Raw genomic sequence first — 14,082 nt, forward strand, 5'->3', positions numbered from 1 at the left:
CCTGCTCCGAGTTCCATCGATCCAGGGACGGCCCGTGATGACACAGTTCCGTGAAGCTCACGCACGACTCGCGAGCGCACAGAAGACAAAGTCGGGAGTATCGCTGTACACGCGATACGTCAACCGGCCGTTCGGGCGAGTACTGGCCTCGGTGTGTTTTGGACTCAGGATGACGCCCAACCAGGTCACGGTGCTGTCGGCCGTCGCGACAGGTGCGGGCCTCGTCCTCCTCGTCAGCGGAGAGCCGAGCCCACTTCGGGCCGCCGGTGTGACTGTGCTACTGATTCTCGGCTTCGCACTGGATTCGGCGGACGGCCAGGTCGCACGCCTGACCGGCGGAGGCTCGCCCTCAGGCGAATGGCTCGACCACGTCGTGGACGCCGGAAAGATCGTCATGGTCCACGCCGCCATCCTCATCACGGCGTACCGATTCTGGTCATTGGAGCCGATCTGGTACCTTGTGCCTCTGGCCTTCCAGGTCGTTTCCGTCGTCACTTTCGTCGGTGGATTACTGACTGACCTGCTCCTGCGCCGGGTCACCCACATAGCCTCGACCACCCCGGCAATCGGCGAGGGCGGGGTTCGTCGCCACTCGAAAATCAGAGCCATCGCCCTTCTGCCGGCCGACTACGGGATCCTCTCGCTGAGCTTCAGCCTGACGGGCTGGCCAGCCGTGTTCATCGTGGTCTACAGCCTGCTCCTCGCCGCCAACGTGCTGATCATGGCGCTGCTGCTCGGCAAATGGTTCCGAGCGTTGTCTGCCGGGATCTAGAGCGCGTCTTCCACGGTTTCCCCTGTTGCGGGTATGAAGACCCGGCTGGTTCCCGTGGTCGAACGCTCGAACCACTCACCGTCGATCGGCCCGCGCAGTACGGCCGGAACTCCCGCCCACAGTCCGGGCAAGGCATCCTCTCTCGCCCGGGAGAGCACCGATCCACCCGCCAAAACCGACCGATCAGGCAGAATAGCGCCGCCAAGGAGCAAACAGCGCGCTCCGACAAAACTCCGGGATCCGATCCGCACCGGATACGCAGCCTGGGCATTTCGTCGCACGTCAATGCTGTGAGTGACGATTTTAGTCTCATGCCCGGCAACACTGGAATACTCCCCGATCACTATGGAACCGGAGCAATCGAACTGATGACGGCTCGTAACGAACGAGTGAGACCCGACATCCAGCGCAGCGCCGTCCGGATACAGTTTTTTGTACACGGGGTGGGACGAAAAAATGTTCAACCGGCCGATCGTTGCGTGATCGCCGATAGACACCGTGCGCATGTTCTTGAGCAGGTTCCACCGGCCGATCCGGCTGTTCGCTCCCATCGTGACCTGTGACACCCGAAAAACGAGACACGATCGGGCGATAGCGCTCGGATGAACGTCGTGGCCGATCGAGCGAAGAAGTCGGTTCTTTGCCGTGCTCGCCGGCAGTGCCCAGGCCAGCGCTCTCATCACGTCTTTGATCTGACTCATGAGCCGCCCACCCCGATTTCCGGATCCATTGTGACGTCGAGCGCGCCCCCGCTTCGGCTGGCGATTGCGCGGCGCATGCCGACGAGTTCGAGAACAAGCCTGAGTAAAAGTCCTGCGAAGATACCACAGAGCGCGCCCTCTGCCCCCCACAGAGCGGCCCCGACAGCGACGCAGGGGAGGCCGACCAGCGAACCAATGGCGGTCGCTCTGGTTACCACGTCGAGTCTGTGCAATGCCGCCAGGCAGGCCTTGCTCACCACCGCTTCGATCAGGCTCACCCCGGTGACGAGCGACATCAGCAGCAAGGTGAGAAAGGACGGTTTGATCTGGCCACCGCCGAGCCACCACACCAGTTCCGGGGCGATGGCCAGCATGAAACCGACGAGTGCCACTGCGAACACCACTGCGGCCGTAAGACCTGTCCTCACTCGGCGGGCGAGCTCCCGCTCACTAGCCCTCGGCACCCAGCCCTGAAGGATGGTGACGAACGGGCCGAGCCCGACGATCACCTGACGCTGCACCTTCTCGACCACCGCGTACACGGGCTGCGCGCCCGGAGCAATCAACGACACAATCACGATCGGGGTCGAGCTGTAGATCGACGAGAGCACGGTCGAGGTGACTCCCTGTCGCTGCGAAGCGAGCACCGCTCCGACCTGCCTGCGCGGAAGCGAACGGAGTCGACGGAGTTTCCACGGCCTCAGAATCCACACGGTGGAGGCCACGAATGCGGCCACCATGCCGATCAGCTGCCACAGCACGCCCACGAGAGCGCTCGACCCGTGGGTCATGTAGAAAATCCCGATGCCGGTGCCGAGCACCCGTGGGATGGTCTCAAAAACGAGGAGCCGATACGGTTGGGCGAGGCCGACGAACCACCAGTTCGCAGTCAGTCCCACGGTCGCCGTGGAGAGTGCGCCGACGCCGGCGAAAATGGCATAGTCGCGTCCAACGCTCCAGGCCACGGAGAACACGAGAAGGCCGATCGGGACGATGATGAGCAGCTTGCACGTGACCGACTCGGCATACGCGGTAAGTCGCATCTGGGCGTCCGCCCTCGCCACCGAAGCCGGCCCGGAAAGTCCCCAGCCGTAGGCGACGACCACCGCGCCGACGCCGCCGATGGATTGGCCCGCCGCAATCATTCCCCATGCCGCCGCACCGCTCGCCGTGACCATCGACGGGATGACGGCAAGCGAGACGACGGCCAGAAGCACCATCGAGATCGAATATCCGATCACGGTGTTCATGCTGGCGCGAACGCGTCTCAGCCGTCTGCCGCGCGGCGCACCTGCTCTCATCGCACCCTCATCTCGCCTTCCCGCGCTCAGATCGACGGGGTTACATGCGATCAAGCTAGCAGCACGTCGTTCGAGTGGGTATCTAGCTGCTGGTCGGTTGTCTGCGTACACTGACGGGCATGTCAGTCAGCGACGCGAGACCACGGATGGCCCAACCGGCAGGTCTCCCCCGCCGGAACCTGGCCGGATTCTCCGGAGCGGGGTACGAACGTGGACGAAACCCGATCTGGCAGGTCGCTTGGCTCCTCGTATCCGGGCTTGTTGTGGTTCGTTGGTGGTGCCCACCGCGTCTTCGCGTTGTGCTCCTGCGGCTCTTTGGGGCAACGGTCGGTGACAACGTCTTGATTCGCCATCGCGTGCGCATCCATTGGCCATGGAAACTGGTGGTCGGCGACAACTCGTGGATTGGGGAAGAGGTTTGGATTCTGAACCTCGAGCCGGTGGTCATTGGAAGTGACGTGTGCATTTCCCAGGGCGTGCTGCTGTGCACGGGCAGCCACGACCGCACTTCGCAGACATTCGAATTCGACAATGCACCGATTGTCGTAGAAGACGGCGCCTGGATCGCGGCCAGGGCCACAGTTCTCCGGGGCAGCCGCATCGGTCACGACAGCGTGATCGGCGCGACGGCTCTGGTCACCGGGAACGTGCCGGCCCGCGCGGTCCTGCGAGCTCCGCGCGCGGAACGATCGGACCTCACCGTCGACCGGAATCAGACCTGAATGCGTGTGCTCTCCATCGTGACGCTCGTCAGTCCCAACGGCGAGTACGGTGGCCCCGTTCGCGTTGCGTTGAACCAGGCCAGGGCACTTCGTGAAGCAGGCCATGAGGTTGTGGTGGCCGGTGGTGCCCGAGGTTTTGGCACGGACCTTCCGCACGAACTTGACGGAGTACCGCTCCGACTGTTTCCCGCGCGAACGATCATCCCTGGGATCGGTTTTGCCGGACTGTGCGCACCCGACCTGCAACAGTGGCTCAAACACGCCGCACGCTCTGTCGATATTGTGCACATCCACGCAGCTCGCGACCTCGTGACCTTGCCTGCGGCACGATGGTTGCGCAAAGCCCGGATACCGTACGTGATGCAGACGCACGGCATGATCGACCCCTCACGCAATCCCTTGGCATTTCCACTTGACCTGTTCATCACCCGGCCGGCTCTGCGGGGGGCGAAGGCGGTGTTCTACCTGACAGACCGGGAACGGACCGATCTCGGCGCCGTTGCAGGCCAACGCCCCAACCTGGTCCAGCTCGCCAATGGTGTTCCACAGTCGTCGAACGCCAGCCTCCCCGCTGCGGGCACGGAGGTTCTCTACCTGGCTCGACTCGCGCGCCGGAAGCGGCCGCAACTCTTCGTGGAAATGGCGCTTGCGCTCGCGGAGGAATTCCCGCACGTCTTGTTCACGCTGGTCGGTCCAGATGAGGGAGAGGGGCCAGCGGTTCAACGCCTGATCGACGAGGCCGATGCTCAGGGCAAACTCTCCTGGGAGGGACCCCTGGCACCAGGTGCAACCAACGAGCGGTTGGCGCGAGCCACCGTGTACGTTCTGCCTTCAGTCGATGAGCCGTATCCGATGTCGGTTCTTGAGGCCATGTCAGTCGGTGTGCCCGTGGTGATCACTGACAGCTGCGGGCTCGCTCCGGCGGTCAGTGAAATCGGCTGCGGAATTGTCGTCGACGACTCTCTTGACGCCCTCATCGGCGCTGTGGCAGCGCTCCTGCGCGACGGTGCCCTAACTCGGAGCATGGGTCAGGCCGGCGCCCTGGCTAGCCGGGACCGGTTCGGGATGCCGGCGATCGCTGAAGCCCTGGCCAGGGCGTATCGCTGAGAGAGTCCTCTCCGTGCAATCGCCCGGGCTTGCGAACAAGAAGTAGGCACGCCAGCGCAACCGCCACCGCTCCCGTCGCCTGGAGGAGCGAACCGCGCAAGAGAATCGTCATGTAGACGGGAAAGATCGCCCCGACGATGACCCAATAGCCAGATGCTTGGAATGCGGGAAGAAGCCGACTGTCCATGTCGCGCAAGAAATAGCCCACAAGAATAAAGCCCACGACAAGGGCCAGGATGCCGCCGTTGACCAGGAACTCCGCCCAGAGAGGGGCGGAGAGATTCTGAAAATTGTAGCCGCGGTATTGAGCGAGCAGAATTCCAGTGTCCACGGGTTTGTCCGGCCACACGCTTCGGGGTACCCAGAAAAGCAGGCTGCCCAGCGCTTGGCGACCCGGTTCGACCAGCCTGTCCAGATCGTACGAGAAGGCATTGGCGACTTGCCAGAAAGCGTCGTAGTCCGGGTTCCCCTGATACTCCTCGAAGAATCCGTTGCGCACCAGGTTGACCTCCGGGCGCCGGAAGGCGTCCGCCAGGGGAAAGAGGAAAATCAATCCCACAAGGGCGGAAGTCAACGTCACTCGAACACGCGCCGGAGTGAGCAGGGACCCGGCGTACACGACAAGGGCGAACAGGACAGTGCCCAAGCTGTAGCGTGCACTGCTCACCGGATTCACCACAGTCAATAAGACTGCGACCCCCGCGACAATCAGTCCGCTGTAAGCCGTTGTCAGCGGTCGGGCCGCCGTGCGCCTCAGCTGGGCGAGCGCACCGACACCCACCAACAACGGATAGATGGCAACGGCGTACATGATCGAGCGCACGGCGGGGTCGGTCCACGCCGCCGAGCGTGCTGCAAAAGCTTGATCCCTGCTGCCGAATAGCGATCCCACGCCGACTGTGGAGATGAAATACAGGCTGAGGACGAAGCCCCCGCCGACAAGCACCAGAGTCGACCAGGTGCGAACCCCGGTTATCGCCCCCCGGCGGACACCTCCAGGTGTTCGGAGCCCGGTCGTGCCCTGGGTGCGCTCGTGCCCGTAGGCAACAACTCGACCGATTTCGTAGCAGAGGACACCGAGACAGACCAGAGCGGCCGTGGGCAGCTCAAGCGACGCGTCGATCCCCTGAGTCGTGCGGGAGATGAGACCACTGCGGATCTGGACGGTCGGGGCGATCCCCATGAAAACGTAGACGAACATCCAGAAGAAGAAGTCGAAGAGCATGGGTCGACCGACAACGATGATGAGGGTGAGCCGCACGCCTGCCCACACGGAGAGGCCCAGTGTCAGAATCCACGCCGGTCCCCGGCCGACATCAGGTACCTGAGCCACGAGGGACAGCGGCACGACAGCGGCGAGGACTGCGCCGAGGACGGTGACACCAAGGACGGTTCGAAAACTGTTCGAGGACCCCGACGTACTGAGCTCGGCACCGCGGCCGGGGTCCGTCACGACAGCGCAGTCGTCACACGTGCTGCGATTGCGGCATGGCCTGCCTCATTCACACTGACACCGTCACCTGCGACCAATGATGGATCGAGTACCTTCGGTTCGAGCAGACTCACGAACGAGGCTCCTACGCGTGCCGCGGCGGCGCGAACTGCCGAGTCCAATTCGACCGCACGGGCGTCGTCCAAGCCCGTGGGCGCCGCCGGGCCGACGACGATCAGGGTGGCGTCGGGCAGTCCAACCCGCAAGGCCGCAAAGACCGCGTTGGTGGTTGCCACCGCATCAGGAGAAATCACATTCTTGCCACCCATCTCTGCCGCCAGCACCACGACGGAGGGATTCAGTTCGACTGTCCTGGCCACCAACTCCTGGTAGCTCGGGCACGACGAAGACCCACAGTTGTCAGGTGTCACTCCAAAGACAATGTCACCTCCCTGTGTCGCGAGGCTGATCTCCTGCCACCCCTTTGCGGCCGCGAGCACCGTCGACCATCTCGTAGCCGGCCCGCTGGCTCCAGCTCCCGCTGTGGTTGGTCCACCCAGGAAGACGGCCGTTGGTGCGCGCGGTGCGGGAGCGATGGTGGGGTAGGGGGTCTTCGGCGCTCCCGAACCCTCCGGGCCGACCGGCTGCAACGCGAGGAGCGCGAGGCCTAGGGCTCCCACGGCAAGCACCGCCACGACGGGGTACTTCCACCACCGAAGCCGAATCCGAAGTCGGGCTGTCATCTGCCCATAGTGGCATGCATATGCCACCCCTACGTGGGTCGCTGTGATAATGAGCTATTGATAGAGTCTCACCATTGGCCGGGTGTTCCGGTGCCGCTCGACACGGGGAAAGGCGAACTCGTGGATCAACGTGGGTTCTGGAACCTCTTACGATCACGATGGATTGCGCTCGCCACATTCGCGATTCTCGGCATCATGGCCGCGTCGGGCTATGTGCTGACCACCAAGCCTGAATACTCCGCGGAGTCTGAGCTGTTTGTTTCGGCAATCGGTAGCGACAACACCAGCGATCTTGCGCAGGGCAGCAACTACTCGCAACAGCAAGCGCGTAACTACAGCATCATGGCCACCCGCCAGATCGTGTTGGACCCTGTGATCACCGCGCTGGGCTTGAGCACCACTCCCGACGAACTCAGCCGTCGGGTGTCCGCCTCCGTGCCGCTGAACACGTCCCTCATCTCGATCGCGGTCACGGACACCTCGCCGGATCGCGCCGCCGCCACTGCCGATGCGGTGGCAACAAGCCTGGTCAACACTGTGATCCGTCTAGTCCCGAAAAGAAGCGATGGCACCACACCGCTACGCCTGGAGTCCGTTCAGAGTGCGACGACACCCACCTCACCGTCAGCGCCGAGCCCATCCATCGCTCTCGCATTCGGGTTGCTGGGCGGTCTCGTTGCCGGGCTCGGCTTCATTGTCCTGCGGGAGTTGACGAGCGCGAAAGTGAGAACCGCGGAACAGCTCAGGCAGCTCGGCCTGACGTTGCTCGGCACGATCGTCTACGACCGGGGAAGTGCAAACAACCCCTTGGTGCCGCAACGGGGCTTCAGCCCCATCCGGGCCGAGGAATTCAAGCAGGTCCGAACGAATCTGCATTTTCTCCAGACGGATCAGCGACACAAGGTGTTCGTGGTGACATCGTCCATTCCCGGCGAAGGAAAATCTGTCACCGCAGCGAATCTCGCCCTCACACTCGCGGCTTCCGGCAGCATGGTGTGTCTCGTCGAAGCGGACCTGAGGAGACCGTCGCTGGCGAACTACTTCGACCTCGAGGGATCCGTCGGCCTGACGACAATTCTCGCCCACGACGCCATCGTGGACGACGTACTTCAATCCTGGGGGCCGGACGGGCTCCAGATCCTGATGTCCGGGCCGGTTCCGCCCAATCCAAGCGAACTGCTCTCCTCCACACATGCGCAACAGGTCTTCGCCACGCTCCGCGCCCGATTCGACATCGTTGTCATCGACTGCCCGCCCCTCCTGCCCGTGACTGACGCGGCAATCCTCGGGCGGTATTTCGGCGGGGCGGTGCTCGTAGTCGGGTCTGGGAAGGTCGAAACGCGGGAACTTCGGAAGGCCGTCGAGAGTCTCAACGCGGCAGGGACTCCGGTGCTCGGTGCGATTCTGAACCTGGCCCCTGCTCGGCTTCTCGGCAGACACCGAGGCTCGTATTACGTGCCGGATTCAGTCCCGGAGCAGAAGCCGTCACATCAGGAACAGCTTGTCCGCGGCAGCGAAGAAGAGCAGCTCATTCCCTGATCGGTGACGGTGCCACCTCACCTGCTACCGAACGAGGAAGTGCCGCCAACCCGTGATCGAGACGGCGGCACCTCTGTCCTGTTGACGCTGGCTATTTGGTTCTGCTGCTCGCGGCGTAGTACTGCAGGTCCTGGACGACAGGACGTGCAACGACCTGATAGGGCGACGTGACGGCAGCTACCTGCGCCCCGTTTCGAGCCGCACTCGCACCGACCGTGCCCAGCGCCAGCGGAAAGGTCCTGGAGGATTCCCCTGCCGGCGCTTCGAACGTTGTCTTCGTTCCTCCGATCGAGACGGTCACTGTCGCCGGTGCCGTGAGGAATGTCAGCACGCCGACTGTGTCCCGAGGCTTCATGGAGGTTCCGCTCAACGTGGGCGACATGAGCTTCTGAGCCGTAGTCGGCGTTGCCGCGTGGGGCTGAATCCGATGCGTCACATAAATTGAGTCTCCGACGATGGTCGGCGCCGATCCCGTCTTGAACTGGCTCAGGTAGTACGCGTTGATATCCAGGAAAGCGTCGCCGTGCGCCGCTGACGGAGCGAACGATGTCCCCTCGGAATAGTCATTCCAGGTCACCAGCTGTACCAAGTCGGAACCATTCTTCAAGGCACGATTCCAGGAAGCCTTGAGGGTTTCAGTGTTGCCGGCTTCGTCGTAGAGGTAGCTCCGCGGGCGCACGTCCTGGACGGCAACAGGAGACATCCATTTCACGCCGAGCGCCTGTGCCTTGGCTGCGTAGTCTGGACCGTTCGCGATGGTGACCGGTGTGCGGGTCCCCCAGTTGCTCAGGGCATAACTGATCGGTGCGAAACTCTTCAGGTTCGCGTCATTGGCATCGAGGAACACCGCGATGAGCGCCGTCTTGATTCCATACTGCGATTCCAGAGTCGATTTCAGCTGGCCCCACCAAGCCGCGTTCTGACGCTCCGCGGCGAAGGAGGAGAGAACCATCTCGCCGGTGCTGAGCCGATAGGCGGCCGGCGACTTGTACAGCTCGGCAAGCTTGGCCGCGATGGTCGGAATGCCTGCCTTGCCGGCGCTGGCGGTCATATCCAGGTTCGGGACGATAGTGAAGTTTCTGCCGGACTGCTCCGCGCCCTGCATCAAATCGAGCGTTCGCTCCCAGTTGAGACCGGACAAACTCATGATGTCGACGGTGAAGCCGTCGATGCCGGCGTCGGCTGCGTCGGTGACTTCCTTCTTCATGTCAGTGAGTTTCCAGTCACCCGAAAGTGGAGCGCGCCCCTCCGGACGGTCGCGCAACAACCCGCCATAGTTGGCGTGGATTCCTCCCTCACCCCGGGTGGTGAGGTAGTTGTTTGCGTAGTAGTCCGACGAGGGCACCTTGTTCTCGATTGAGATGGGGTACGGGGGAAAGTAGTGTGCAAACACCTTCTTGCTGCTGGTATTCGACCCGGGCACCGCGAATGACAGTTTGTCGGATCCGACAACCGGCTCGGGCACCGATATCGAAGGCGCCAGAACGAGCCGCAACGTGGGGAGCGACTCTCCCCTGCCGGCGAACGAGGTGCTGACGTATTTCTGGGCGTAGCGCAGCTCAAAGGACGTCGAGCCGGACAGCGCCGTGTCAGTCAGACCCGAGAGCGGAACAGAAATGGACCTTCCGGATACTGCCTGAACCGCCGCGCCACTCAGCTCCACGTTGTTGTGGACGGGGCGATTCGAATCAGTCAGAGATGATGCACTCCAGGCGGAGGAAGCCGGGAAGACCTGAACTCCGGGCGCAGTCGACGTGGTACTGGCAACTTTCAGGTCCAGAGTTGCCGACACGATGCTCATGCCCGCGTATTGTGCGGTGTCGAATTTGAGGAAGGTCTTGTCAGCCGACGATGTGGCGTTCACGTAGGGAGTGGTGTTCTGGGGTGTGTTGGGCTGGCGGATCGTGGTCCAGGTCGCCTCTGTCGCTTTCACCGCGATCGGGGTACCGGTTCCAGTCGCCGTAGAGGTTGCCGCTGACGCGGGAATCGGGATGAAAGCCGACAGGGCCAGTGCCGCCGCCGCAAGGACGGCTGTCCACCTCCATGGCCTGGCAGGACCTGGACTGTCATTGGTGTGTCGGTTGGGGGAATTTTCGTGTGAATAGGGAGCAGACATACAACATCTCGGGATTGTGCGCGATGAGAAGCGCGAAAGGATGCGACCCCCCAAAGAGGGGTCACCTGAGCAATACTCGAATGCTATCGAACGAAAGCGCAGAATCAAACATCGCGAGAGTTGCACGCGCCCTGGATGGTCCTCCGGTGAGAATCGTCTCGTTGGAGTGCCAGCACATTCGTGGCCTTGTCGAGGACAGCCCCGGCCGGTGCATACTGGGCCCGTCGCGCGTTTCAGCCGGCGAAGCGGTCTGTGGCCTCGATGATGGCATCCAGATTCCCCGGCTCATCGAAGGAGTGGCCGGCATCCGGAATAAGTTTGAAATCGGCTTCCGGCCAGTTCTGGTGCAGGTCCCAGGCGGTGAATGCCGGGGTGCACATGTCGTAGCGGCCCTGCACGATGACGCCGGGAATGTCCTTCAGGCGCTCCGCATCGCGGATGAGCTGATTCGGCTCGAACCAGCCCTTGTTGGAGAAGTAGTGGTTTTCGATCCGGGCAAAAGCCACCGCGAACGCCGGTTCGGTGAAGCGCGCGATGGTGTCGGGCTGCTGCAGGAGCGTGATGGTCGAGGATTCCCAGGTGGACCAGGCGACACCCGCCCGCTCGCGCACATACTGGTCGGGGTCGTGCAGCAGGCGCCCGTAGGCCTTGATCAGGTGGCCCCGCTCCTCGACCGGGACCGGGGCGATGAAGCTCTCCCAGAGGTCCGGGTAGATCGCCGCGGCGCCGCCCTCGTAGAACCAGTCGAGCTCCATCGGCCGCAGCGTGAAGATGCCGCGCAGCACGAGCTCGGTGACCCGGTTTGGGTGCCTCTCGGCGTAGGCGAGGCTGAGGGTGCTGCCCCACGAGCCGCCGCAGACCAGCCAGCGATCGATACCGAGGTGCTCGCGGAGCTTCTCGAGGTCGGCCACGAGGTGCCAGGTGGTGTTGGTGCGAAGATCGGCGTCGGCCGCGCTCGCGTGCGGCGTGCTCTGGCCGCAGCCACGCTGGTCGAAGAGGATGATGCGGTACTTCTCCGGGTCGAAGACGCGGCGCTGGTTGGGGCTCGACCCACCGCCCGGTCCTCCATGCAGATAGACCGCCGGCTTTCCTTCGGGGTTGCCGGATGCCTCCCAGTACATGGTGTGCCCGTCACCGACGTCGAGTAGTCCGGTTTCGTAGGGTTCGATCTCGGGATAGAAGGTGCGCATACCCCCGAGCCTATTCGCCGGGTGTGGCCGCGCGGAATCGGAGCGGACCGCGGGTTCACGACGAGGGTGACCGTTCCGGTCGAGAGTGACCCAGGGGACGGACATTCTCGACCGGGAGAGGTTACTTTCTGGCCGGGGCCTTCTCGGCACGCGGGGCGGTGCCGTCGGCCCGCTGGGCAGCGTAGTAGTCCCTGGCCTCGTTCTGGCGTTCCAGCTCGGCACCGCTGGCGATCGACGACCGCAGGTGGTCCGGGCTGTAGCCGAAGGCGTCGACCAGGTCGAGCGCGTGCGGGCGGAGCCGGGTGAGGATGCGGTCGATGTACGCCGTGACCGACTGCGCGCGCTGAGCCGATAGGCGTCCGTGGATCAGGTACCAGGCGAGGTGCTTCTCCAGAAGCCCCAGGCCGAACAGGTCGCGCAGCCAGGTCAGGACCTGCTTCGTGCCGGCATCCGGCGTGGTCTCGACCGCCCGGGTGAACGCCTCCCACTGCAACAGCTCGCCGTGGGAGCGGGCCGCCTCGATCAGCTGGTCCTGGTTGGCGTTGAAGAGAGCCGCGGCATCCTTCGGCCCCAGCTTGCCCGCCGAACGGAGCTTGCCGGCGATCTCGGCGATCATCGTCTCGACCCGGTCGGTGAGCAGCTCACGTTGCACCTCAGTGTCGCGGAGGTGTCCGACGGACCGCGCGGTGGATCCGAAGTCGGCGACCGCCTGACCCAGGGTGCGGAGCCCCGTACCGTGGTAGGCGCGGCCGGCGGCCTGCTGCACGACATAGCGGGCGAGCACGCCCGGGCCGGCCGCGGCGAACTTGCGGCTGTAGTCGGTGAGCAGTCGCTTGGCTACGAGCTGGAGCAGCACGTTGTTGTCTCCCTCGAAGGTTGCGAAGACGTCCAGGTCGGCGCGGAGGCCCACCAGACGGTTTTCGGCCAGGAATCCGGCGCCTCCGCAGGCCTCGCGGGCCTCCTGCAGGGTGTCGAGCGCGTGCCAGGTGGAGAGGGGCTTGAGGGCGGCGGCGAGAGTTTCGAGGTCTTGCCGGTCGGCATCCGTGTTCGCCTGCCCGCTGAAGACCTGATCGAACTTGACCAGGAATTCGTCGTGCGCGAACGTATGCGCGTAGGTCGTGGCCAGGCGCGGAAGCAGCCTGCGCTGGTGGCGCTGGTAGTCGAGGATGACCTCCTCGTCGGTATCGCTGCCGGCGTTGAACTGGCGGCGCTGGCTGCCGTAGGTGATCGCGATCGTGAGGGCCATCGCGGATGCCTGGGTGGCGGCGCCGTCGAGCGAAACGCGACCCTGCACGAGGGTGCCGAGCATGGTGAAGAAGCGGCGGCCGGGGCTGGAGATCGGGCTGGCGTAGGTGCCGTCCTCGGCGACGTCGCCGTAGCGGTTCAGCAGATTCTCGCGCGGGATGCGCACCCCGTCGAAGTGGAGCCGGCCGTTGTCGATGCCGTTCAGCCCGCCCTTGAGGCCGTCGTCCTCGCCGCCGATCCCGGGCAGGAACGCCCCGGACTCGTCACGGATCGGCAGCCAGAAGGCGTGCACACCGTGGTTGACGCCCGCGGTGATCAGCTGGGCGAAGAGCACAGCGGCGATGCCATCTTTCGCGGCGTTGCCGAGATAGTCCTTCCACGCCGCGCGGAACGGGGTGTCTATGACGAATTCCGCCGTGGCCGGGTCGTACGTCGCCGTCGTGCCGATGGCCGCGACATCCGAACCGTGGCCCGTCTCGGTCATCGCGAAGACGCCGGGGACCTGCATGGTCATGATGCCGGGCAGGTAGGCGTCGTGGTGCTTCTTGGTGCCGAGGTGCAGCACGGCCGCGCCGAACAGGCCCCACTGCACGCCCGCCTTGATCTGCAGGCTTGGGTCGGCCGTGACGAGTTCCTCGAACCCGGCGATGTTTCCACCGTGATCGTCGGCGCCGCCGAGTTCCTCCGGGAACGCACGGTGCACGTGCCCGTTCTCGGCAAGGATGCGCAGCTGGCCGAGCACACGCTCGCGATGCTCGGCCATGGACTGGCCCTCGATGCGCTGCAGTTCGGGCCGGGCCGTGAGCTCTCGGGCGCGCAGACGCACATCGGCCCAGGTACCGAGCAGCTGGCGGCCCAGCGATTCAGTGTTCACCCGGGGGGCGCCGGCTTGGCCGGCGAGCATAACCGGGCCGGTGTCGACGCCGGGCGCCACGGGAGCCGTGACGGCGGAGGTCGTGTTCTTCTTGGCGGAGGTCCTGCCTGGGGTGCTGGCAGGTTTCTTGCTGTTGGAGCGCTGGGCAGTGTCAACCATCATTGGTCCTTCGTCTTCGCGCGAACTCGAAATTTTCTTACACGCTAGGGGGCACTTCCGGGGTGGAGAAATAGTGCGTGACGGGCCTACAACAAAGCATGCGTCGCCCGGCATCCGCCTTGTAGGATTCCACAGCGGTAGCGCGTCCGGCGGTACCGTTACCCACAAACGGGCACCGCCG

11 protein-coding genes are annotated in these 14,082 nt (G+C 64.1%); 4 read left to right on the forward strand and 7 right to left on the reverse strand.

Going from position 1 to position 14,082, the window contains the following annotated elements:
• Positions 1 to 169 precede the first annotated feature (169 nt).
• Positions 170 to 772, forward strand: coding sequence for a CDP-alcohol phosphatidyltransferase family protein (locus E3O65_RS07655; RefSeq protein WP_198411681.1), 603 nt, complete (start codon positions 170 to 172; stop codon positions 770 to 772).
• Here the strand turns inward: E3O65_RS07655 and E3O65_RS07660 are convergent.
• Together E3O65_RS07660 and E3O65_RS07665 are read right to left on the reverse strand one after the other, a co-directional pair.
• Positions 769 to 1,473 carry an acyltransferase gene (locus tag E3O65_RS07660; RefSeq protein WP_134363156.1) on the reverse strand — a complete coding sequence of 235 codons (705 nt, stop codon included), beginning with the start codon at positions 1,471 to 1,473 and terminating at the stop codon, positions 769 to 771. The genes E3O65_RS07655 and E3O65_RS07660 overlap by 4 nt on opposite strands.
• Positions 1,470 to 2,714 carry a polysaccharide biosynthesis protein gene (locus E3O65_RS07665; RefSeq protein WP_134363157.1) on the reverse strand — a complete coding sequence of 415 codons (1,245 nt, stop codon included), beginning with the start codon at positions 2,712 to 2,714 and terminating at the stop codon, positions 1,470 to 1,472. The genes E3O65_RS07660 and E3O65_RS07665 overlap by 4 nt, the downstream gene beginning before the upstream one ends.
• Before the next feature lie 359 nt (positions 2,715 to 3,073).
• On the opposite strand from E3O65_RS07665, the gene E3O65_RS07670 reads away from it, so the two are divergent.
• Together E3O65_RS07670 and E3O65_RS07675 are read left to right on the forward strand one after the other, a co-directional pair.
• Positions 3,074 to 3,496, forward strand: coding sequence for an LbetaH domain-containing protein (locus E3O65_RS07670; protein ID WP_241988658.1), 423 nt, complete (start codon positions 3,074 to 3,076; stop codon positions 3,494 to 3,496).
• Positions 3,497 to 3,514: 18 nt separating this feature from the next.
• Positions 3,515 to 4,603: a glycosyltransferase gene (locus E3O65_RS07675; protein WP_241985722.1), complete on the forward strand. Its 1,089-nt coding sequence runs from the start codon at positions 3,515 to 3,517 to the stop codon at positions 4,601 to 4,603.
• Here the strand turns inward: E3O65_RS07675 and E3O65_RS07680 are convergent.
• Together E3O65_RS07680 and E3O65_RS07685 are read right to left on the reverse strand one after the other, a co-directional pair.
• Positions 4,542 to 6,056 carry a hypothetical protein gene (locus E3O65_RS07680; RefSeq protein WP_134363159.1) on the reverse strand — a complete coding sequence of 505 codons (1,515 nt, stop codon included), beginning with the start codon at positions 6,054 to 6,056 and terminating at the stop codon, positions 4,542 to 4,544. The two genes, E3O65_RS07675 and E3O65_RS07680, sit on opposite strands and share 62 nt — an antisense overlap.
• Entirely contained in the window at positions 6,053 to 6,778 is a 726-nt protein-coding gene (locus tag E3O65_RS07685; protein ID WP_134363160.1) for an SGNH/GDSL hydrolase family protein, read from the reverse strand. Before E3O65_RS07685 ends, E3O65_RS07680 begins: the two co-directional genes overlap by 4 nt.
• A gap of 120 nt (positions 6,779 to 6,898) precedes the next feature.
• Here E3O65_RS07685 and E3O65_RS07690 point away from each other — a divergent pair, with 120 nt between their 5' ends.
• Positions 6,899 to 8,317: a tyrosine-protein kinase domain-containing protein gene (locus E3O65_RS07690; RefSeq protein WP_134363161.1), complete on the forward strand. Its 1,419-nt coding sequence runs from the start codon at positions 6,899 to 6,901 to the stop codon at positions 8,315 to 8,317.
• Between the two features lie 91 nt (positions 8,318 to 8,408).
• Here the strand turns inward: E3O65_RS07690 and E3O65_RS07695 are convergent, their stop codons facing one another.
• The 3 genes from E3O65_RS07695 to E3O65_RS07705 form a co-directional block, all read right to left on the reverse strand.
• Complete coding sequence (locus E3O65_RS07695; RefSeq protein WP_241985727.1) at positions 8,409 to 10,433, reverse strand: glycoside hydrolase family 71 protein; 2,025 nt, start codon at positions 10,431 to 10,433, stop codon at positions 8,409 to 8,411.
• A 233-nt stretch (positions 10,434 to 10,666) separates the two neighbouring features.
• Entirely contained in the window at positions 10,667 to 11,623 is a 957-nt protein-coding gene (pip, locus tag E3O65_RS07700) for a prolyl aminopeptidase (protein ID WP_134363163.1), read from the reverse strand.
• A 121-nt stretch (positions 11,624 to 11,744) separates the two neighbouring features.
• A complete protein-coding gene (locus E3O65_RS07705; protein WP_134363164.1) occupies positions 11,745 to 13,901 on the reverse strand; it encodes an acyl-CoA dehydrogenase family protein in 2,157 nt (718 codons plus the stop codon).
• Between the last annotated feature and the right edge of the window lie 181 nt (positions 13,902 to 14,082).

It is taken from the genome of Cryobacterium breve, assembly GCF_004402375.1.
Lineage (GTDB): Bacteria > Actinomycetota > Actinomycetes > Actinomycetales > Microbacteriaceae > Cryobacterium > Cryobacterium breve.

What these genes read in the sequence shown, in the direction of transcription:
- pip (WP_134363163.1), bottom strand. Translation starts at nt 11,623, where the DNA reads ATGCGCACCTTCTATCCCGAGATCGAACCCTACGAAACCGGACTACTC.
- E3O65_RS07660 (WP_134363156.1), bottom strand. Translation starts at nt 1,473, where the DNA reads ATGAGTCAGATCAAAGACGTGATGAGAGCGCTGGCCTGGGCACTGCCG.
- E3O65_RS07695 (WP_241985727.1), bottom strand. Translation starts at nt 10,433, where the DNA reads ATGTCTGCTCCCTATTCACACGAAAATTCCCCCAACCGACACACCAAT.
- E3O65_RS07685 (WP_134363160.1), bottom strand. Translation starts at nt 6,778, where the DNA reads ATGACAGCCCGACTTCGGATTCGGCTTCGGTGGTGGAAGTACCCCGTC.
- E3O65_RS07705 (WP_134363164.1), bottom strand. Translation starts at nt 13,901, where the DNA reads ATGGTTGACACTGCCCAGCGCTCCAACAGCAAGAAACCTGCCAGCACC.
- E3O65_RS07655 (WP_198411681.1), top strand. Translation starts at nt 170, where the DNA reads ATGACGCCCAACCAGGTCACGGTGCTGTCGGCCGTCGCGACAGGTGCG.